General features: G+C 65.0%; 21 protein-coding genes. 2 read left to right on the plus strand and 19 right to left on the minus strand.

Annotation, left to right across the window (positions count from 1 at the left end; translation table 11 throughout):
- Window positions 1-38: 38 nt before the first annotated feature.
- Complete coding sequence (locus DCM79_RS20130) at window positions 39-1751, minus strand: sulfatase-like hydrolase/transferase (protein WP_257176011.1); 1713 nt, start codon at window positions 1749-1751, stop codon at window positions 39-41.
- A 214-nt stretch (window positions 1752-1965) separates the two neighbouring features.
- Window positions 1966-2619, minus strand: a complete 654-nt coding sequence (locus tag DCM79_RS20135) for a TetR/AcrR family transcriptional regulator (RefSeq protein WP_257176012.1) — start codon at window positions 2617-2619, stop codon at window positions 1966-1968.
- Between the two features lie 107 nt (window positions 2620-2726).
- Here DCM79_RS20135 and DCM79_RS20140 point away from each other — a divergent pair, with 107 nt between their 5' ends.
- The gene (locus DCM79_RS20140; RefSeq protein ID WP_257176013.1) at window positions 2727-3347 is read left to right on the plus strand and encodes a hypothetical protein; all 621 of its coding nucleotides are present in this window, start codon (window positions 2727-2729) and stop codon (window positions 3345-3347) included.
- Between the two features lie 10 nt (window positions 3348-3357).
- On the opposite strand, the gene DCM79_RS20145 is transcribed toward DCM79_RS20140, so the two are convergent.
- The 8 genes from DCM79_RS20145 to miaA form a co-directional block, all read right to left on the minus strand.
- The gene (locus DCM79_RS20145; protein WP_257176014.1) at window positions 3358-4206 is read right to left on the minus strand and encodes an SDR family oxidoreductase; all 849 of its coding nucleotides are present in this window, start codon (window positions 4204-4206) and stop codon (window positions 3358-3360) included.
- A 156-nt stretch (window positions 4207-4362) separates the two neighbouring features.
- Complete coding sequence (gene ilvC / locus DCM79_RS20150) at window positions 4363-5382, minus strand: ketol-acid reductoisomerase (RefSeq protein WP_257176015.1); 1020 nt, start codon at window positions 5380-5382, stop codon at window positions 4363-4365.
- A gap of 133 nt (window positions 5383-5515) precedes the next feature.
- Entirely contained in the window at window positions 5516-6118 is a 603-nt protein-coding gene (locus DCM79_RS20155) for a LysE family translocator (protein WP_257176016.1), read from the minus strand.
- A 7-nt stretch (window positions 6119-6125) separates the two neighbouring features.
- On the minus strand, window positions 6126-7016 hold the full coding sequence (locus tag DCM79_RS20160) for an EamA family transporter (RefSeq protein WP_257176017.1): 891 nt from the start codon (window positions 7014-7016) through the stop codon (window positions 6126-6128).
- Between the two features lie 66 nt (window positions 7017-7082).
- On the minus strand, window positions 7083-7772 hold the full coding sequence (locus DCM79_RS20165) for a class I SAM-dependent methyltransferase (RefSeq protein ID WP_373568092.1): 690 nt from the start codon (window positions 7770-7772) through the stop codon (window positions 7083-7085).
- A 3-nt stretch (window positions 7773-7775) separates the two neighbouring features.
- A complete protein-coding gene (gene ilvN / locus DCM79_RS20170; RefSeq protein WP_028137987.1) occupies window positions 7776-8318 on the minus strand; it encodes an acetolactate synthase small subunit in 543 nt (180 codons plus the stop codon).
- A gap of 24 nt (window positions 8319-8342) precedes the next feature.
- Window positions 8343-10118: an acetolactate synthase 3 large subunit gene (locus DCM79_RS20175; RefSeq protein WP_257176019.1), complete on the minus strand. Its 1776-nt coding sequence runs from the start codon at window positions 10116-10118 to the stop codon at window positions 8343-8345.
- 327 nt (window positions 10119-10445) lie between these two features.
- Window positions 10446-11402, minus strand: coding sequence for a tRNA (adenosine(37)-N6)-dimethylallyltransferase MiaA (miaA, locus tag DCM79_RS20180; protein WP_257176020.1), 957 nt, complete (start codon window positions 11400-11402; stop codon window positions 10446-10448).
- A gap of 11 nt (window positions 11403-11413) precedes the next feature.
- Between miaA and serB the strand changes: the two genes are divergently transcribed.
- On the plus strand, window positions 11414-12319 hold the full coding sequence (serB, locus tag DCM79_RS20185; RefSeq protein ID WP_257176021.1) for a phosphoserine phosphatase SerB: 906 nt from the start codon (window positions 11414-11416) through the stop codon (window positions 12317-12319).
- Between the two features lie 132 nt (window positions 12320-12451).
- Here serB and DCM79_RS20190 read toward each other — a convergent pair whose 3' ends face one another.
- The 9 genes from DCM79_RS20190 to DCM79_RS20230 form a co-directional block, all read right to left on the minus strand.
- The gene (locus DCM79_RS20190) at window positions 12452-13954 is read right to left on the minus strand and encodes a Do family serine endopeptidase (RefSeq protein WP_257176022.1); all 1503 of its coding nucleotides are present in this window, start codon (window positions 13952-13954) and stop codon (window positions 12452-12454) included.
- 142 nt (window positions 13955-14096) lie between these two features.
- Window positions 14097-14303 (minus strand): DUF2065 domain-containing protein, encoded by a 207-nt coding sequence (locus tag DCM79_RS20195; RefSeq protein ID WP_028137993.1) that lies wholly within the window; start codon window positions 14301-14303, stop codon window positions 14097-14099.
- Between the two features lie 71 nt (window positions 14304-14374).
- Window positions 14375-15271 carry a protease modulator HflC gene (gene hflC, locus DCM79_RS20200; protein ID WP_257176023.1) on the minus strand — a complete coding sequence of 299 codons (897 nt, stop codon included), beginning with the start codon at window positions 15269-15271 and terminating at the stop codon, window positions 14375-14377.
- A complete protein-coding gene (gene hflK / locus DCM79_RS20205) occupies window positions 15268-16404 on the minus strand; it encodes an FtsH protease activity modulator HflK (protein ID WP_257176024.1) in 1137 nt (378 codons plus the stop codon). Before hflK ends, hflC begins: the two co-directional genes overlap by 4 nt.
- 153 nt (window positions 16405-16557) lie before the next feature.
- Window positions 16558-17070, minus strand: a complete 513-nt coding sequence (locus DCM79_RS20210; protein ID WP_028137996.1) for a dihydrofolate reductase — start codon at window positions 17068-17070, stop codon at window positions 16558-16560.
- Window positions 17070-17555, minus strand: coding sequence for a GNAT family N-acetyltransferase (locus tag DCM79_RS20215; RefSeq protein ID WP_257176025.1), 486 nt, complete (start codon window positions 17553-17555; stop codon window positions 17070-17072). Before DCM79_RS20215 ends, DCM79_RS20210 begins: the two co-directional genes overlap by 1 nt.
- A 5-nt stretch (window positions 17556-17560) precedes the next feature.
- Window positions 17561-18355: a thymidylate synthase gene (locus tag DCM79_RS20220; RefSeq protein ID WP_257176026.1), complete on the minus strand. Its 795-nt coding sequence runs from the start codon at window positions 18353-18355 to the stop codon at window positions 17561-17563.
- A 171-nt stretch (window positions 18356-18526) separates the two neighbouring features.
- A complete protein-coding gene (locus tag DCM79_RS20225) occupies window positions 18527-19510 on the minus strand; it encodes a tripartite tricarboxylate transporter substrate binding protein BugD (RefSeq protein WP_257176027.1) in 984 nt (327 codons plus the stop codon).
- Window positions 19511-19645: 135 nt separating this feature from the next.
- On the minus strand, window positions 19646-21160 hold the full coding sequence (locus DCM79_RS20230; protein ID WP_257176028.1) for a tripartite tricarboxylate transporter permease: 1515 nt from the start codon (window positions 21158-21160) through the stop codon (window positions 19646-19648).

A 21160-nucleotide genomic window follows, 5' to 3' on the forward strand; every position in this document is an offset into this window, starting at 1 on the left:
TTGCCTACCCTACAAAGTACGAGATACGCGGCGAGAGGCTACAGCCCCCGGATCATCCCTGCATCGATCAGCAGGCGGTTCAGCCGCCGCGCTTCGGCGCCGTCCTTGCAGCCGTAGAAGACGCCCTTGCAGCGGAGCATGATCTCCTTCTGCTCGGCAAAGGACGGGTCGAGCGGGATGCCCGCGGCCTCCTGGATCACCAGGGGCAGATAGGGGCCGTCGATCGTGTCCATCACGGCCTCGCTTTTGACCGGCTGGAAATTCAAGGCGTCGATCGCGTAATAGGTCGCATAGAGGCGCGGATCGTAGGCGTCGAGCTTCTTGCCGAGAGCGCCCTCGTCCAGCCCGGGCTCGAGGATGGCAGGCGCGAACTCAGGCTGATGATCGCCGTAACGCACGATCAGGAAGGGCTCGCCCGGAAATTTCTTCTTCAGCCCCGCCACGAACGCCTTGTACTGCTCGGCGCTCATCGCCTGCCGGCGCAGATATTCGTCGATGGACGCCACATTGCCCGGCGCGCGCCAGTTCGGCAGCAGCTCGGGACGGAAGCGCGTCTCCCAGGGGAAATGATTGGCGCCGAGATAGATGAAGGTGAAGAGCGGCTTGTTGGGCGGCTGCTGGCCGATCAGCTGCAGCGCCTTCTCGTAGAAGAAGCTGTCGGGCTCGACGTCCTTGGCGCCGAGATCCTTCGAATCGAGGAAGCGTTCGATTCCGGTGGTCGTCTGAAAGCTGCGGGCGGCCATGAAGCCGCCATGGGCGGGATACAGCGACATCGTGTCGTAGCCGCAGCGGCGCAGCGCCAGCGGCAGCCCACGCTCGACGCGGCTCGAGGCGATGCGTGTCACGAAATAGGCGAAGCGGCCGAACGAACGCGAGGAGAGCCCCGCCAGCACGTTGTATTCGGTGAACCAGCTCGGCCCGCCATTGCTCTCGGCCAGGAACGTGCGCTGCTTGCCGTCCCAGGATTTGAAGTGGCTGCCATAGCCCTGCGGCACCTTGATGCCGCGCGCGGCGCGGATGTCGAAGCTCGATTCATCATGGATCATGATGATGTTCGGCCGGCGCCCGGCGGGGTGACAGGAATCGACCAGCGGCATGTTGAGCCGCTCATTGGTCGCAGCGGCCGATTCCATGAAGCCATATTGCACGAAATCGGAGACCGAACTGACGCCGGAGCGGAAGAACTTCGAGAGATAACCGTCGTCGTAATAGCCGCGCCAGGCCTCGTCAGGGTGATAGAGCGAATAGAAGACCAGCGCGGCAAGACAGGCCAGCTTGCAGGCGAGCGCGGGCAGGCGGCGGATGCGAAACGGATCGAGCCACCACAGCGCATACATCAGCGGCAGCGTGACCAGGCCGGCCAGGATCACCGACCAGCGCAAATTCGGGAAGATCGCGAACAGGAACGCGACGGTGTCGCGGTCGATCATCATCAGGTCGATGAAGTTGACCGTCATCTGCACGACGTCGTGCTTCAGCCGCGACAGCAGCACCAGCACGACCACCATGGTCAGCGACAGCGCGCCGGAGAGGGCCGGCCGGCGCAGCAATGTGATCCAGAAGAAATTGAGGATGCCCCAGGCCAGCGCGAACGAGAGCCGCGAGCCGAAATCGGTCTCGGTCTGGTACATCAGCGCGAGGGCGGCAAGGTGCGGCGCGGCCACGGCGAGCAGCCGCCAGATGCCGAGCGCGGCGACGCTCGCCAGCACGGCGGTGGTGGCAGAAGGACCTGGATTGGGCGCGGACGCCATCGAGGACACGCAACTCTGGTCCGGTGCGGTGATGCCAAGCCGTCTGGCCGGCCCGAAAACGACCAGGGCCTCCGGCGCAGCCGGAAGCCTGCACCATGTCATAAAACTGTAACGGAACGGTCAAGGACAGGCAACGCACGTCGTGATCCGACCTTCGCTTAATGTCAGCGAGCGGCGCGCCGCGATACGGCGGTCGACATCGCCAAGCACCGGCCTAGCGCTTTGCGATGCCTGAGATGAACAGGTCGAGCACTGCTTCCGCCATCCGCTCGATCTCGCCCTGCTCGACGCCCCAGCGCGGAAAATGGCCGTCGAGATTCATCCGGGCAAAGCCGTAGACCAGCGCGCGACCGGCGACCTGGACCTGCTTGAGGTCGGCCGGCCGCAGCAGGCCCTGCTCTGCCGCATCAGCCAGGATCCCCTCGGTCAGCGCGATCAGCTCGGCATTGTCGCGGCTGAGGTCGGCGGAGCTGCCATGGGCGAAGTAGCGCCCGGTGGAGATGATCTCGAAATGGGCGGGATTGCGCATCGCCCAGCGCAGGTAAGCGAGCCCGAAGGCGCGAAAGCGGACAAGTGGGCCGGCGGCCGGAGCCTCGGTCAGCACTGCCTCGATCTCGGCGCGAAACCGCCGCTGCGCCTCCTCCGCCACCGCCGCCATCAGAGCATCGCGGTTGGGAAAGTGCCGGAATGGCGCACCCGGGGACACCGCGGCCCGGCGCGCGGCCTCGCGGACCGAGACCTCTGCTCCCTCCGCCGCAAGTTGCAGCGCAGCATCGATCAGGACGCGGCGAAGGTCGCCATGGTGATAGGGTTTGGGTTGGGCGGTGGGGCGGCGGGCACGCGGCCTGGAGGGCTGACGAGCGGACATGGGCCCTTCTAGCATCACCTCAACGTGAATGTAAGCAGCGATTACACCATTGACCGCGCCGGGGCGCCGCCATGTAATCGACGCTTACATAATGAAGGGAGATCATCGTGTCGCACCGTCAAGGCTGGCTCGAGGGCTGGCGGCTGCTGGCCGCCCTCTCGTTGAGCCTGATCGTCCTCAGCCTGTGGATCGCCTCGATGCGGCAGTTCGAGGTCGAGGGCGTGCGGATGGTGATCCGTTTCACGGCGCGAAGCTCGCTCGCGCTGTTCTGCCTCGCCTTCAGCGCCGCAGCGCTGGCACAGCTGTGGCCCAACGCCTGGACGCGCTGGCAGCGCCGCAACCGGCGCTATCTCGGCTTGAGCTTTGCCGCGTCCCACGCCATCCACGCGGTCGCGATCGTAGTGTTCGCTTGGATGGATCCCGCCGGCTTTGCGCAAGCAACCTCGGTCGTCTCCTACGTCTTCGGCGGCATCGGCTATGCCGTCATCATTGCCATGAGCGCGACCTCGTTCGACCGCACCGCCGCGCTGATCGGACCGCGCGCCTGGCGGAGGCTGCACTTGGTGGGCGGCTATTATCTCTGGTTCCAGTTCCTGGTGTCGTTCGGCATGCGCGTGCCGGCGATGCCGCTCTATGCCGCATTCTTCATTCCGCTGCTGATCGTGCTGGCGCTGCGCATGATCGCGATGGCCCGCCGCCCGCGCACGCAGGCCGTTGCGGCAGGCTGAAGCGCCTGCCTTACAGTGGCAGGAACCCGAGCCGCTTGGCAATGATACGATCGAGCGTCCGCTTCGGCAGCACGGCCGCGATCAGATGGCGTATCGGGTCGGGCGTGATCTGGTAGCGCACCTTGGGGCGCGCCGCCGTCAGCGCCTCGAACACGATCTCGGCGATCCGCTCGGCCGGCAGGCCCTTGGCGCCGAGATCCATCATGAAGGCCATGACCTTGTTCAGCGCCGGCAGATAGGGCGAGTTCTGGTAGACGGAGAGATCGATCTGTTCGGCCTTGCTCCAGATCGGCGTCTTCACTGCGCCGGGAGCGACGATGATGACGTCGATGCCGAACAGCATCAATTCGCGGCGCAGGCTTTCCGCCAATCCCTCGATGGCATGCTTGGAGGCGGAATAGGGCGCCGACAGTGGATTGCCGTTCCTGCCCGCGACCGAGCTGATCATCACGATCCGCCCCTTCGGCCCCTTCAGCGAGGGATCGGCACCGAGCAGCGGCCCGAACGCCTGGGTCGCGATGACGGGGCCGATGACGTTGATGTCCATCTGGCGGCGAAAATCGTCGGCCGACAATTCGAGCACGGGACCGGCGACCGCGACGCCGGCATTGTTGACGAGGCCGGCCAGCGTCCCCCCGCCCAGCGCCTCGCGGACTTCTCGCGCAGCCGCGAGGACTGCGGCTTCGTCGGTGACGTCGAACAGCAGCGGCGTGAAATGGGCGCCGAACTCGGCCTCGAGCCGCTCGGCGTCGACCTGCTTACGCACACTGCCGAAGACACGATAGCCGCGCCCGATCAGGAATTTTGCGGTAGCCCAGCCGATGCCGGTGGATGCACCGGTGACGACGACAGATCGCATGGTCTTCCCTCCCTCAGGTGCCCGCGATCATGCCTTGGATTTCTGTTGGTGTCCCGGACAAGCACAGCGAAGCGCAGTGCCGGGACCCAGGAGCCGCATGGACCCCGGATCGGCAGCGCAGCACCAACGTGCTGCGCTGCGTCCGGGGCACAATACTTAGTTCTTCGACTTGTCGACCAGCGCGCCCTTCTTGATCCAAGGCATCATGTCGCGCAGCTTGGCGCCGACTTCCTCGATCGGGTGCTGAGCGAGCTTGGCGCGGGTCGCCTTGAACGAGGTCTGGTTGACCTTGTTCTCGAGCATCCAGTCGCGGGCGAACTTGCCGCCCTGGATGTCGGCCAGAACCTTGCGCATCTCCTTCTTGGTCTCGTCGGTGATGATGCGCGGACCGGTGACGTACTCGCCGTACTCGGCGGTGTTGGAGATCGAGTAGTTCATGTTGGCGATGCCGCCTTCGTAGATCAGGTCGACGATCAGCTTCACCTCGTGCAGGCACTCGAAATAGGCCATCTCCGGCGCGTAGCCGGCTTCGACCAGCGTCTCGTAGCCACCCTTGATCAGCTCGACCAGGCCGCCGCAGAGCACCACCTGCTCGCCGAACAGGTCGGTCTCGCACTCTTCCTTGAAGGTGGTTTCGATGATGCCGGCGCGGCCGCCGCCGATGGCGGAGGCGTAGGACAGGCCGAGGTCATGGGCGTTGCCCGAGACGTCCTTGGCGATCGCGATCAGGCAGGGCACGCCGCCGCCGCGCTGATATTCCGAGCGCACGGTGTGGCCGGGGCCCTTCGGCGCGATCATCAGCACGTCGAGATCGGCACGCGGATCGAGCAGGTTGAAATGGACGTTGAGGCCGTGCGCGAACACCAGGGCAGCGCCCTTCTTCATGTTGTCGTGCAGGTGCTCGCGGTAGATGTCGCCCTGAAGCTCGTCCGGGGTCAGCATCATGACGAGGTCGGCCCATTTGGCGGCTTCGGCGACTTCCATCACCTTGAAGCCGGCGTTCTCCGCCTTCTTGGCCGAGGCCGATCCCTTGCGCAGCGCGATGGCGACTTCCTTGACGCCGGAATCCTTGAGGTTGAGCGCATGGGCATGGCCCTGGCTGCCATAGCCGACGATGGCGACCTTCTTGCCCTTGATCAGGTTCAGGTCGGCGTCGCGATCGTAATAAACACGCATGGTCGTTTCCTCGTTCAGGGCCGAAAATCGGCCATTGGTCAGTGTCCGAAGGGTGAAATTTGCGGATTTCGGGGGCTGTCTAGAGCATTTTCAGCCCTGAGGGAAACCCGTTTCTGCATGGAAATCCGCGACATCATGCATCCATGAAAACGGGGTAGAGGGAGGCCAGCAGCAGGATCGCCATCAGGATATTGAAGGCGCGGACCAGCCGCTCCGAGGTCAGGACCGGCCGCAAGGCGGAGCCGAACAGGGCCCAGACCACGGTCGAGACGGTGCCGACGATCAGGCTGATCAGGGTCTGGATCGCGATATTGAGCGGGAATTGGGCGATCGCCGCATAGGCGGTGATGGTGCCGATCACGATCACCCAGCCCTTGGCATTGATCCACTGGAACATCGCCGCGCCCCAGAAGGTCATCGGGCCGCGGCCATCGCCTTCCCCCGGCTTGGCCGGGCCGGACATGGCGATCGCGGCGGCAAGATAGATCAGGTAGGCGGCACCGGCATATTTCAGGATGGTCTGCAGGATCGGATAGGCCAGGAATACGGAGCCGAGCCCGAGGCCGACAGCTGCGACCATGAAGGCGAAGCCGAGAACGATGCCCACGATGTGGGGGATGGTGCGCCGGAAGCCGTAGGTCAGGCCCGAGGACAGCAGCATGATGTTGTTCGGCCCGGGCGTGAAATACATCACGACCATGAAGATGAGGAAGGCATAGAGCAGCGACTGGGACATGCTCACCTCACGCCGTCTTCGGCAACGGTTCTTCGGGTAGCGTATTGGGCCGCTTCGCCAGCACCATCACGGCGATACCGCCGATCACGGTCACCATGCCGGCAAGCCGCAAGGGTCCGAACCGCTCGCCGAAAACGATGCTGGAGGCCGCCGAGCCGACGAACGGGACCAGCAGCGCGAACGGCACCACTTGCGCGGCGGGATAGTCGCGCAGCAAGCGGCCCCACAGCCAATAGGCGATGCTGGTGGAGATGCCGCCAAGCGCCAGCATGCAGAGCGCCGATGTCAGCGACATCCGGCTCAGCGACGTCCAGGTCGGCGCCGGGCCGTCGGCGATCAGCGTCAGCACGAACAGCGGCACGGCCGAGGCGAGGCACAGCCACGCGAACAGGTCGAACATCGGCACGCCGCGGGCCTTGCGCAGCAGCAGATTGCCGACCGCGAAGCTGAGCGGCGAGATCATCAGCACCGCGAACGCAGCGACGCTGAAATCGTAGCCGACCGTACCGCAGATCATCAGCAGGCCGATCGCGGCGATAGCGATGCCGAGCGTCTGCATCGGTGTCGGACGCTCGCCAAAGGCGATCGCGGCAAAACCGATCGTGAACAAAGCCTGACTCTGCACCACCACGCTGGTGAGCCCGACCGGCACGCCGTGAGCGATGCCATAGGCCTGGCTGAGGAACTGGCCGAGGAACAACGTGGAGCTGATCGCGATCAGCAGCGACCAGGCGATCTTGGGCTTGCGGATGAACAGGCACGGCACCGCTGCAATGGCGAAGCGCAGCGCCGTCATCAGCTCCGGCGACAACTCGTCGAGCGCGAACCGGCTCGCCACGAAGGCAAGCCCCCAGATGATCGCCACCAGGACGGCGATGAGGATATCGGCCGGCTTCATTGTTGTTCTCGGTTCTGCCCTGTCGTGCAGCCCTGTTGTTATTCGTCTAGCCTTGCTCGCCGGCCTTTACGTGGAAGAATTGGGTTTGCGAACCAGATAGGTGCCGTGCATCGGTCCGTGGTAGTCGGCCGAGACCAGCGTGAAGCCGACGTCGGTCAGCATCCGCTCCATCACCCAGCCGAAGGTGGAATATTCGTCGCGCATATGCGTCACCACGCTTTCGCGTGCGAAATCGTGGTTCTTGATCTGGAAGTCGGCCCATTGCTCGACGTCGCGCTCGATCGCGTCGGGCATCGCGGTGTAGACGATGTCGCGCAGGTAGAACGTCGCTCCCGGCTTGAGCGCGCGAAAAATCCGCGACATCGCCACAGCTTTCCAGAAATCCGGCAAATGGTGCAGCGTGAACTCGCTGACGACGAGATCGTAGGATTCCGGCCGATAGGCAAAGCTGAGCAGGCCGGCGGACTGGGTGCGCACGGGCGCCTTGCGATCGCGCGCGTAGATCTCGGCGAGCGCCAGCATCGCCGGCGAGATGTCGATGGCGTCGACCTCGGCACCCATCAGCGCCGCTTCGGTCGCCAGCACGCCGTTGCCGCAGCCGATGTCGGCGATGCGCCAGCCGCGCTGGACTCCCAGCATCTTCAGTGCGGCGCGCGCCCGCAGATCGGCATCGTCGTGGGCGTCGTAGATCGAGGCCACGGCGGGCCCGATCCCCATCCGGTTCCGCTCGTTATAGTACCAGTCGCGCGCCAGCATGGCTCACATCCCTTCAGGCCCGCGTCCGATCGCGGCAACGCCGGTGCGCGACACCTCGACGAGGCCGAGCGGGCGCATCAGGTCGATAAACTGGTTGATCTTGTCCGTATTGCCTGTGATCTCGAACACAAAGCTCTCGGTGGTGGCGTCGATCACCCGGGCGCGGAACGCATCCGCCAGCCGGAGCGCCTCGACGCGATGCTCGCCCTGCCCGCGCACCTTCACCATCGCGAGCTCGCGCTCGATCGAGCGCCGGGTCTGGGTCATGTCGACGACCTGATAGACCGGGATCATGCGGTCGAGCTGGTTCTTGATCTGCGCGATCACCATCGGCGTGCCGGTGGTGACGATGGTGATGCGCGACAGATGCTTCTGGGCCTCGGTCTCCGAGACCGTGAGGCTTTCGATGTTGTAGCCGCGGCCCGAGAACAGGCCGATGACGCGCGCGAGCACGCCAGGCTCGTTCTGCACGAGCACGGCGAGCGTGTGCGTCTCGTTCGGATCGTGGCGCTCTTCGATGAAATAGGCGGATGCGGGCTGGTTCATTGTCGTCCCCTCAAATGTCGCTCGTCACACCAGCGCCTTGCCGCCGGCGAACGCTTTCGCGGTCGCCTCGTCATTGGCCTGCTCCGGCAACAGCATCTCGTTGTGCGCCTTGCCGGACGGAATCATCGGGAAGCAATTTTCGAGCGCCGCGACGCGGCAGTCGAACAGCACCGGCCGCTTGACCGAGATCATCTCCTTGATGGCGCCGTCGAGATCGCCGGGCTTGTGCACCTGAAGGCCGACGGCGCCATAGGCTTCGGCGAGCTTGACGAAATCCGGCAGCGCCTCCGAATAGGAATGCGACAGCCGGTTGCCGTGCAGCAGCTGCTGCCACTGCCGCACCATGCCCATGTACTGGTTGTTCAGGATGAAGATCTTGATCGGCAGCTCGTACTGCACCGCCGTCGACATCTCCTGCATCGTCATCTGCACCGAGGCATCGCCTGCGATGTCGATGACGAGACTGTCGGGATGGGCCACCTGCACGCCGACCGCAGCCGGCAGGCCGTAGCCCATAGTGCCGAGACCGCCCGACGTCATCCAGCGATGCGGCTCCTCGAAGCCGTAGAACTGCGCCGCCCACATCTGGTGCTGGCCGACCTCGGTCGTGATGTAGGTGTCCCGGCCGCGCGTGGCTTCGAACAGGCTCTGGATCGCATGCTGCGGCAGGATGACGTCGTTGCTCTTCTTGTAGTAGAGCGAGTTGCGAGCGCGCCATTGCGCGATCTGCTGCCACCAGCTCTTGATGTCCGGCTTCTTGGCCTCCGCCTTGAACACCTGCAGGATGTCGCCAAGGATGTTGGCGCAATCGCCGATGATCGGCACGTCGACGCGGATGTTCTTGTTGATCGAGGACGGGTCGATGTCGATGTGGATCTTCTTCGAATTGGGGGAGAACGCATCGACGCGGCCGGTGATGCGGTCGTCGAAGCGCGCGCCGACGCACAGCATGACGTCGCAATCATGCATCGTCATGTTGGCCTCGTAGGTGCCGTGCATGCCGAGCATGCCGAGCCAGTTCTTGCCCGACGCAGGATAGGCGCCGAGACCCATCAGCGTCGAGGTGATCGGGAAGCCGGTGACCTCGACCAACTCGCGCAACAGCCTGGTCGCCTCGGGGCCGGAATTGATGACGCCGCCGCCGCTGTAGATCACCGGACGCTTGGCACCCGCCAGCAGCGCCACCGCTTTGCGGATCTGCGCCGCATCGCCCTTCACGCGCGGCGCGTAGGAGCGGTGCACGTCGGACTTGCGCGGCGGATGATAGGTGCCGGTCGCGAACTGCACGTCCTTGGGCACGTCGACCAGCACCGGCCCGGGACGGCCGGAGGTCGCGACGTAGAAGGCCTCGTGCAGAACTTTCGCGAGATCGTTGACGTCGCGGACCAGCCAATTGTGCTTGGTGCAGGGGCGCGTGATGCCGACCGTGTCGCATTCCTGGAACGCGTCGTTGCCGATCAGATGCGTCGGCACCTGGCCCGAAATGCAGACCAGCGGGATCGAGTCCATCAACGCATCGGTCAGCGGCGTCACCATGTTGGTGGCGCCGGGGCCGGAGGTCACCAGCGCGACGCCCGGCTTGCCGGTCGAGCGGGCATAGCCCTCGGCGGCGTGGCCCGCGCCCTGCTCGTGACGAACCAGGATGTGCTGGACTTCGCTCTGCTGGAAGATCTCGTCATAGATTGGAAGCACGGCGCCGCCGGGATAGCCGAAAATGTCGGTCACGCCGTGATCGATGAGCGCGCGCACGATCATCGCGGCGCCGGTCATCTGGTTCGGATCGTGGCTCTTGTCGCTCATTGGCTTGCTCCGGATGCGCTGTTGTCAGCGGCTTCGTTCGTGTCGGGTTCGGGAAATAAAAAAGGCCCCGAAGAGGGCCCATGCACACCGCCTGTCATGTGGATGGCAGCTAGCCATCCCCGGCGGTGTGCCTGGGTACGACGGCGATAAGAAGTTTGGTAATAATGTTACGCATGGCAGGCGCTCGGCTTCCCAAAGGTTGCGCGAACATAGCGGCCAAAGCCTAGATGTCAAGGCAAGGCGGCCGTCTCCGCGCGATTTTCGCAGTGTAGCGGTGTTCCCCGGGTTCGGCGAGAGGTAAATTGGGGAACCCGGATGGAAAATTCGTCAGCCGCGGGCGCGGACCGCGTTGACGTTCGCAGCGACCCATTCCCTCGCCTGCTCCGGCCTGACCCATTCGAACTCTGGCAATTGATGCCGGAACCAGGTGAATTGCCGCTTGGCATAGTGACGGGTGTCGGCGCGGCCGATGGCGGCGGCCTGCTCCAGGCTGAGCTCACCGCGCAAGTGCCGGATCAGGGCGGGCACGCCATGAGCCTTCATCGCCGGCAGCAGCGGATCGAGCTGTCTGGCGGCAAGGCGCTCGACCTCCTCCAACGCGCCGGCTGCCAGCATGGCGTCGAAACGGGCGTCGATCCGTGCGTAGAGCGTGTCGCGCTCGGGCGCGAGAAACACCGCGCGAAAACTGTCCCTCGGCAGCAGCGGAGGCTGGCCTTCCCGGTGCCAGTCGAGCAGCGAGCGGCCGGTCGCCTCGACCACTTCGAGCGCACGCGCGATCCGGGTGCGATCGCGCAGGTTCAATCGCGCTGCGGCAAGCGGATCGCGACGCGCCAATTCCGCATGCAGCGCCTCCGCACCGTCCCGTTCCAGCCGCGCGCGCACGTCCTCGCGCACCTCGGCGGGAATTGGCGGCACCACGGAGAGCCCGGCGGTCAGCGCCTTGAAATAGAGCCCGGTGCCGCCGATGAAGATCGGCAGGCGGCCTTGCGCGCGCGCCTCGTCGAGCGCCTTTGCCGCATCGGCCACCCAGGCGCCGGCCGAGAAATTCACGGCTGCATCGACATGGCCGTAGAGACGGTGCGGAGCGCGGGCCTCCTCATCCTGTGTCGGCCGTGCCGTGATGATGCGCAGGTCGCGGTAGACCTGCATGGAATCGGCATTGACGACGATACCGCCGCTGGCGAGCGCGAGCTCCAGCGCGAGCGCCGACTTGCCGCTTGCGGTCGGGCCTGCGATAAGCACGGCCTCGCCAACGGGCCTTCTGCCGACTTGCTCCTCGCTCACGAAAACCTCAAATGTCCCTCGTCGCCACCCTGATCTGCAACCCCGACCATCCCGCGCTCGATACGACCATCGTCGACGGCGCCCGCGCCGTGCTGCCGCAGGCCGCACCCGCGCACTGGCTGTTCGACGGGGTCGCGGTCGATATCCCGTTCGGCGCCGACAGTCACCTCGAAGCCGACCGTCACGCCATCGAGCAGCGGCTCCGCGAGCTTCGCGGCGATCTGCCCATCGACATCGTCGTGCAGCCTGTCGGCTTCAGGCGCAAGAAGCTTTTTCTCGCCGACATGGATTCGACCATGATCGGGCAGGAATGCATCGACGAGCTCGCCGATCTGGTCGGGGTGAAGGCGCATGTGGCCGCCATTACCGAACGCGCCATGCGCGGCGAGATCGAGTTCGAGCCGGCGCTGCGCGAGCGCGTCGCGCTGCTGAAGGACTTGCCCGCCAGCGCGGTCGACGAGGTGCTGGCCAAGCGGATCACGCTGACCCCGGGCGGCAGCACACTGGTCGCGACCATGCGGGCCCACGGCGCCTATACCTGCCTCGTCTCCGGCGGCTTCACGCTGTTCACGGCCGCGGTTGCCGCCAAGATCGGTTTTCAGGAAAACCGCGCCAACGAGCTCGTCGTGCGCGACGGCAAGTTCACCGGCGAGGTGAAGGAGCCGATTCTGGGACGCGCGGCCAAGCTCGCCACGCTGGTCGACCTGATGGAATCGTTCGATCTCGACGACATCGACTCGGTCGTGGTCGGCGACGGCGCCAACGACCTCGCTATGATCCAGGCGGCGGGGCTCGGCGTCGCCTATCACGCCAAGCCGGCCGTCGCGGCGGCGGCAGCCGCGCGGATCGATCACGGCGATCTCACCGCGCTGCTCTATGCGCAGGGGTACCGGCGCGAGGAGTTCGTGGAGGGGTAACCGCTCTTGTTGCTCGCTCAGCGATCGTAGGGTGGGCAAAGCGAAGCGTGCCCACCATTCATCCATTACAGCAAGAGAGCGTGGGCACGGCGCAAGAGCGCCTTTGCCCACCCTACGGGACCGTACTTGCGGCTACTGCACGCTCAGCGCCACGAAGCGCAACTCGCCCTCGGCGTTGGAGACCAGCAGCAGCACCGACTTCTTGCCGTCCTTCTTGAGCTGATCGACCCGCTTCTGGATGTCGGCGCCGCTCGACACCGCTTCCTGCGCGACCTCGACGATGACGTCTCCGGCCGAGAGGCGCTTTTCCGCGGCGTCGGAATTGGCATCGACCGAAGTGACGACCACGCCCTTGACGCTCTCCTTGATCTTGTAGCGCGTGCGCAGATCCTTGTTCAGCGCGGCGAGATCGAGGCCGAGCGCCTTCTGCGTCACCGGCTTCTCGGGCGCCGGCTCGTCGGTCTTGACCGCGGCCTGCACCCTTTCGGGATCCTGGAGGCGGCCGAGCGTGACTTTCTTGGTCTGCTCCTGGCCCTTGCGGATGATGACGACGTCGACCTCCTTGCCGACCGCCGTGTCGGCGACGACGCGCGAGAGATCCTTCGGGTCTTTCACGTCCTTGCCGTCGAACCTGACGACGACGTCGCCGGGCTCGATGCCCGCGGGCTTGGCCGGGCCCTTGTCGTCGATGCCGGCGACCAGCGCGCCGCGCGCCGGCTTGATGTTGAGGCTCTCGGCGATCTCGTCGGTGACGCTCTGGATGCGCACGCCGAGCCAGCCGCGGCGCAACTCGCCGAACTGGCGCAATTGATCGACGACGCCCACGACCGTCTTCGACGGCACGGCGAAACCAATGCCGATCGAGCCGCCGGAGGGCGAGATGATCAGCGTGTTGACGCCGATGACGTCGCCGTCGAGGTTGAACAGCGGACCGCCGGAATTGCCGCGGTTGATGGAGGCATCGGTCTGGATGTAGCTGTCGTAGGGACCTGAGGAGATGTCGCGATTCTTCGCCGAAACGATGCCGGCGGTGACCGTGCCTCCCAGGCTGAAGGGATTGCCGATCGCGACCACCCAATCGCCGAGGCGAAGCTTGTCGCTGTCGCCGAACTTCACCGCGACGAGGGGCTTCGGCGGCTTGATCTTGAGCACCGCAAGATCGGTCTTCTTGTCGACGCCGACCAGCTCGGCCTTGATCTTGGTGCCGTCGTTGAGGATGACGTGGATCTCGTCGGCATCCGCAATGACGTGATTGTTGGTGACGACGACGCCCGCCGTGTCGATGATGAAGCCGGATCCGAGCGAGTTGGTCTTCTTCGGAGCGCTGCCGCCGTCGCCGCCCTTGCTGCCGCCGCCGGGGCCCCTGCGGTTCTTGAAGAAATCGTCGAAGAACTCCTCGAAAGGCGAGCCGGGCGGCAATTGCGGCATGGTGTTGCTGCCGCCGCCGCTGCCCTTGGCCTCAACGGTCTGCGAGGTCGAGATGTTGACGACCGCGTCGATCACCTTCTCGGCGACGTCGGCGATGCCATCCGGTCCGCGCGCCTCGGCCGGTGTGCCGAACGCACTGAAAGCACTGACGACGAGCGCGGCCAGCCCTAAACGCAAGCGGGTCGGGGCAATGGTGGCAGCGGGCATTGGTATCTCCAGAGAATAAGGATTCGGTCCAGACTGCGCTCGAACGGGGGGACGGCGCAAGCACGGAGCTTAACGGGCCTCAAGAGCCCGATAATACGGCGAAAACCGGTCTTTCGGCTTCACTTTGGCGTTGGTGCGCGGCCTAGACCGGCCGCCGCATAACCCAGATCAGGACCAAGCCGACCACGGCCGAGCCGATCCCGACCGCCCGCAGGATGTTATCCGGCGTGGCGATGGCGCTCTTCATGGCCTTGCGCATCCAGTTTGGACTCGCCGCAAACATCAAGCCCTCCAGCACGAACAGGATGCCCAAGCCGATGAGGAAGTCGGCGAACGCAATGGACCTCATCGGATTGGAACCTCCCGTTATGCTGTTCTTATCTGGACGAGGGGCGGCCGGACCTGCCGCCCCTGTCTCGCTTACGGCTTCGCCGGCGTCTCGGTTGCCATCTTGCCGGACGGGTTGCTGAAGTACCGGAAAAAATCCGAGTCCGGCCGCAGCAGGAAGCGGGTATCGTTCGACTTCAGGCCGTTCTCATAGGCGGTCATCGACCGGTAGAAGGCGAAGAAGTCGGCATCCTTGCTGTAGGCTTCCGCAAACAGGCGGTTGCGCTCGGCATCGCCCGCACCGCGGGTCTGCTCGGCCTGCGAGTTGGCTTCCGCGATGATCACGGTCGCCTCGCGGTCGGCCTTGGAGCGGATCTCCTGCGCCTTCTGGCCGCCCTGCGCGCGGAACTCGGCCGCTTCGCGCTCGCGCTCGGTCTTCATGCGCTGATAGACCGCCTGGCTGTTCTGCTCCGGCAGGTCGGCGCGGCGGATCCGGACGTCGACGACCTCGATGCCGTAACCGTCGGCCTCGCGATCGAGCTGGTCGCGGATGCGCTGCATCAGCCTCTCGCGTTCGTCGCGCACCACGTTGATGAAGGTGACTTCGCCGAGCACGCGGCGCAGTGCCGCGTTGAGGAGCGTGGTGAGCTGGATGTTGGCAGCCTGGATCGAGCCGACGCTCTGATAGAAGCGCAACGCGTCCTTGATGCGGTAGCGCGCGAATGCGTCGACCACGAGCCGCTTCTGGTCGGACGCAATCGCTTCCTGGGAGGGGTTCTCCAGGTCAAGGATGCGCTTGTCGATGTTGATCACCGAATTCCACGGTGCCTTGAAGTGCAGGCCGGGCGCGGTGACCACGTCGACGGGGCGGCCGAACAGGAGCACGATGGTCTGCTCGGTCTGCTGCACCGTGAACAGCGACATGTAGCCGAGCACCGCGACGAGCAGGAGCGCGAGCAGGGTGACGAAACCTGTGACCGGAGACCTCATCGGTTGCCTCCGCTCGAGGGCTGCCCGGCGGTAGGCGGTCGCTTGCTGGTCAATTCGCCCAGCGGCAGATAGGGCACGATGCCCTGGCCCGAATTGCCGCCGTCATAGACGAGCTTGTCCGCGCCGCCGAGCACGCGCTCCATCGTCTCCAGATAGATCCGTTCACGCGTCACGTCGGGCGCCTTCTTGTACTCGTCGTAAACCTTCAGGAAGCGCGCGCTCTGGCCCTTGGCCTCGGCGACCGCCTGCTCCTTGTAACCTTCGGCATCCTGCAGAATCTTGGCTGAGCGTCCACGCGCCTGCGGGATGACCTGATTGGCGTAGGTCTGCGCCTCGTTCTGCAACTGCTCCTGATTGGCGCGGGCCGCCTGGACGTCGCGGAAGGCGTCGATCACCTGCGCGGGCGGATCGACCTTCTGCATCTGCACCTGGGTGATGAGGATGCCCGCTCCGTAGCTGTCCAGCGTCTTCTGGATCAGCTCGTGGACGCCCTGTTCGGTGACGTTGCGCGCGCCGGTCAGGATCGGCTGGATCTGCGACCGGCCGATCACCTCGCGCATCGCGCTCTCGGCGACCGCCTTCACGGTGCCCTCGGGGTTCTGGATGTTGAAGAGGAAGTCACCGACGCCATCGGGCTTGATGCGCCAGAGCACGGTGAAGTCGACGTCGACGATGTTCTCGTCGCCGGTCAGCATCAGGCTCTCCTCAGGCACATCCCGGATGGAGCGGCCGCGCCGCGCCGGATCGTCGATCAGCGTCATGCCGATGGAGGTGGTGTTGACGCGCAGCGCCTTCGGCAGCAGCACGGTCTCGATCGGATAAGGCAGATGATAGTTCAGGCCCGGCTGCACGGTGCGGACATGCTTGCCGAAGCGCAGCACGACGCCGAGCTCTTCGGACTGCACGCGGAAGAAGCCCGACAGCAGCCAGAACGCGATGATGAGCAGGACGATCAGCGTGATGCCGATGCCGGAGAAATAGCCGCCCGGCATGATCTGCTGGAGGCGGTCCTGGCCGCGCCGCAGAAGGTCTTCCAGATCCGGCGGCCTCGGCCCGACCGGTTGCGGACCGGAGCCCCATGGTCCCTTTGGACCCGAGCCCCATGGGCCACCGCCCTGATTCTTCCACGGCATTCGTCGCTCTCCTCGGCAGGGTGGAATTGCCCCCGCCCGCTTTGTCCGGTCCGGCTTTATAGGGGACAGGCAGGTCCCTTACAACGCGGCCCTGACCGTCTTCCGAGCTATGCTCGGGCACGAAAATGTCAATGTAAACATTGACGAAAGCGGTTAATGGCCGCGCCGCCGACGATATGTCACATAGGAGAAGTCGGCGCTGTCGTTGGGACCGGCAGGATGGCGGATACGGTCGACCTCGTCCCATTCGCCCTTGTCGATGTCGAAATGCGTATCCCCTTCGGGCCGCGCGTGGACTTCGGTGATTTCGAGGCGATCGGCGCGATCGAGCCATTGCCGGAAGATCTCGGCGCCGCCGATTACCGCAATGTCAGTGGCCGAACGTCGCAGGGCATCACCGCGCGCAACCGCGCCGGCGTCGGCGGCGGATGTCGTGACGATGGCCCCGTCAGCACGATAGGCCGGATCGCGCGTGATCACGATATTGGTGCGGCCCGGCAGGGGACGGCGGGGCAGCGATTCGAAGGTCTTGCGGCCCATGATCACGGGCTTGCCGATGGTCAGCGCCTTGAAGCGCGCCATGTCGGATTTCAATCGCCACGGCATCGCATTGCCCGCGCCGATGACGCCGTTCTCCGCGATCGCGACGACGAACACGATCTCCATCAGGTAGAGCTCCCGGCAAGCCGCGTCAGCGCAGGCCCGGCGACGCGGCATAGCGTCCAGTCGTCCATCATGACGGCGCCGAGCGATTTGTAGAACGCGATCGACGGCGCGTTCCAGTCGAGCACCGCCCATTGCAACCGCGCCCAGCCGTTGTCGACGCATTCCTTCGCGAGATAAACCAGCAGCGCCTTGCCGAGCCCCCTGCCCCGATGCGACGGCCGCACGTAGAGATCTTCGAGATAGATGCCGTGGCGGCCGCTGAAGGTGGAGAAATTCGTAAACCAGGCCGCGAAGCCGACGGCCTCACCATCCCACTCGGCGATCGCGCAATAGAGTTGCGGTCTTTCGCCGAACAGCGCGTCAGCGACGTCGGTCTCGGTCGCCTCGACCTCGTGCGAGAGCTTCTCGTACTCGGCGAGCTCGCGGATGAAGGAGAGGACGAGCCCCGCTTCTCCGGGCTGCGCACGGCGGATGGTCAACGACATCGGCGTCAGACCGCGACTTCCGCCTTGATGTGCGGGTGCGGGTCGTAGCCGACGAGCTCGAAATCCTCGAAGCGGAAGGAGAAGATGTCCTTCACTTCAGGATTGATCCGCATCGCCGGCAGCGCACGCGGCGCGCGGCTGAGCTGGAGCTTTGCCTGCTCCAGATGGTTGGAATAGAGATGGGCGTCGCCGAACGTATGCACGAAGTCGCCGGGCTTCAGGCCGGTGACCTGCGCCACCATCATGGTCAGCAGCGCGTAAGAGGCGATGTTGAAGGGCACCCCGAGGAAGACGTCGGCCGACCGCTGGTAGAGCTGGCACGACAGCTTGCCATTGGCGACATAGAATTGGAACAGGCAATGGCACGGCGGCAGCGCCATCTTGTCGACGTCGGCCGGATTCCACGCCGAGACGATCAGGCGGCGCGAGTCCGGGTTGCGCTTGATCATGTCGACCACGTTCGCGATCTGATCGATGCTGCGGCCGTCGGGCGCGGGCCAGGAGCGCCATTGATGGCCGTAGACCGGGCCGAGATCGCCATTGGCATCCGCCCACTCGTCCCAGATCGTGACGCCGTTGTCGCGCAGATATTTGACGTTGGTGTCGCCCTTCAGGAACCACAACAGCTCATGCACGATCGCCTTCAGCGGCAGCCGCTTGGTCGTCAGCATCGGGAAGCCGGCCGACAGATTGAAGCGCATCTGATGGCCGAACACCGAGAACGTGCCTGTGCCGGTGCGGTCGGTTTTCTCCGCGCCGTCTGAAAGAATCCGCTCGAGCAGGTCCTGATACTGGTGCATGTGCGACTATGCCTTTGGGAAGGCGGCGAACTTAACGGCCACCCCCGCGCTGCAACAGCGGCGATTCGCTGTCCGCACCGATTATACCCGGAAAAGTGAGCGTTCCCGGCGCAAACGACAAGGGGCGGAACCCGGCGTCCCGCCCCTCTCCTATCGACCTGATCGCGTTGCCTAATTTGCCGCCTTCAGCACCGGGCTCCACTTCGCGATCTCGTTCTTGACGAGGGTCGCCAGCGCCTCCGGCGTGCGGTCCTTTGCCGCCGGGATGACGCTGCCGAGTTCGAGCAGGCGCTTCTTCACGGTCTCGTCGTCGAGCGCCTTGATGGCGGCTGCGTTCAGGCTCGCCACGATGGCAGGCGAGGTTCCCTTGGGCGCGAACATCGCGTTCCAGGCCTGGGCCTGGAATTTCGGCAGGCCGGCTTCAGCCGTGGTCGGCACGTTCGGCAGCGACGGATTACGCTCGGCCGTGGCGATCGCATAGGCCTTGATGGTGCCGGCGTTAATCTGCGGTACGGCGTTGACGATCTGGTCGCACATGTAGTCGACCTGACCCGCCACCAGCGCGTTCATCGCAGGTCCGGTGCCGCTGAAGGGCACGCTGACCGGCTTGACGTCGAGGATCGAGTGCAGGAGCTCGCACGAGACGTGCGAGACCGAGCCGACGCCGGCATGCGCCGCGTTCACCTTCTCGGCGTTGGCCTTCACGTAAGTCACGAACTCGTTCAGGTCCTTGGGCGGGAAATCCTTGCGTGCCAGGATCAGGATCGGCGTGCCTGCGAGCAACGCGATCGGCTCGAAATCCTTCTCGGGATGATAGGCGAGCTTCGGATAGAGCGGCACCGAGGCGGCATGCGTGCCCATGTGCCCGGTGATCAGCGTATAGCCGTCATTGGCCGCACGCGCGGCGCGCGTGGTCGCGGTGGTGCCGCCGGCGCCGACCACGTTCTCGATGATGATGCTCTGCCCCAGCGTCTGCGCCATGTGCCCGGTGACGATGCGCGAGATCACATCGGTCGGTCCGCCGGCCGCGAACGGCACGATCATGGTGATGCTGCGGGTCGGATAGGTCTGGGCCTTTGCCGGTGCGACAAAGGCGCATAGCGAGGCAATTGCTGCGGCACATGTGCCCGAAACCAGCGTGCGAATGGTCGTCATATCGGTCCCCCGGGACAAACTAATGCCGGCCACAAGGGCCCACATTTTCATTTCACGAAGCCGTCACACAAGTCGATTCGACTTCCGAATGCGGCGTGCCGACGCAGGTGCGCTGCGTCGGCACAGATGCGGTGCTCAATTCTCGGATTCGGTGAACACCTCGTCGCGCTTCGATCGCAGCGAAGGCAGCACGGTAAGGACGAGGAGGCTCGCCGCGACCGCCAGCAGCACTGCCGACAACGGACGCGTCAGGAACACGCTCCAGTCGCCGCGCGAGATCAGCAGCGCACGGCGCAGGTTCTCCTCCATCAACGGTCCCAGCACCATGCCGAGCAGCAGAGGTGCCGGCTCGAAATCGTGCTTGATCAGCCAGTACCCGACCAGACCGAACACGCCGGCGAGGATGACGTCGACCGGCGCGTTGTTCACCGAATAGATCCCGATCGCGCAGAAGATCACGATCGAGGGGAACATCAGCCGATAGGGCACGCGCAGCAGCCGCACCCAGATTCCGACCAGCGGCAGGTTGATGATGATCAGCATCAGGTTGCCGATCCACATCGAGGCGATCATGCCCCAGACGAGATCCGGCTGCTTCTGCATCACCTGCGGGCCCGGCACGATGCCGTGGATGGTCATCGCGCCCACCATCAGCGCCATCACCGCGTTCGGCGGGATGCCGAGCGTGAGCAGCGGAATGAAGGAGGTCTGCGCGGCGGCGTTGTTGGCGCTCTCCGGCCCTGCCACGCCCTCGATCGCGCCGCGGCCGAACCGCGAGGGATCCCTGGCGAGCTTCTTCTCGAGCGTATAGGCGCCGAAGGATGCAATCGTCGCGCCGCCGCCGGGCAGGATGCCGAGGATCGAGCCGAGCACGGTGCCGCGCAGGATCGCGGGCGTCGAGTCGGTCAGATCCTTCTTGGTCGGCATCAGGCCGGTGATCTTCTGCTGTACGAGGTCGCGGCTCATCTCGGCGCCGGCGTCGAGATTGCGGATGATCTCCGCGAAGCCGAATACGCCCATCGCCACCGTCGCAAAGCCGAGGCCGTCGGCGAGCTCCGGAATGTTGAAGGCCATGCGGGAGGCGCCGGTTTCGATGTCCGAGCCGACCATCGACAACAACAGGCCGAACACGATCATGGCGATCGCCTTCAGCACCGAGCCCTTGGCCAGCACGACCGCAAAGATGAGGCCGAGCACCATCAGCGAGAAATATTCAGCCGGACCGAACGCCAAAGCGAGCTTGGTCAGCGGCGCGCCGAGCACGGCGATGAGCACGGTCGCGACGCAGCCGGCGAAGAACGAGCCGATCGCGGCGATCGCCAGCGCCGGGCCGGCACGGCCCTGCTTGGCCATCTGATGGCCGTCGATGGCGGTCACCACCGATGTCGCCTCGCCTGGAATATTCACGAGGATCGACGTGGTCGAGCCGCCATACTGCGCACCGTAATAGATGCCGGCCAGCATGATCAGCGCGCCGACCGGCGGCAGTCCGAAGGTGATCGGCAGCAGCATCGCGACGGTCGCGATGGTGCCGATGCCCGGGAGCACGCCCACCAGCGTTCCGACGAGAGCGCCGATCAGACACATCAAGAGATTGATCGGGGAGAACGCGACGGCGAAGCCGTGAGCGAGGTTGGCAAAAATATCCAT

The sequence above is a fragment of the Bradyrhizobium sp. WBOS07 genome (genome assembly GCF_024585165.1).
In the GTDB taxonomy this organism is placed as follows: Bacteria; Pseudomonadota; Alphaproteobacteria; order Rhizobiales; family Xanthobacteraceae; genus Bradyrhizobium; species Bradyrhizobium japonicum_B.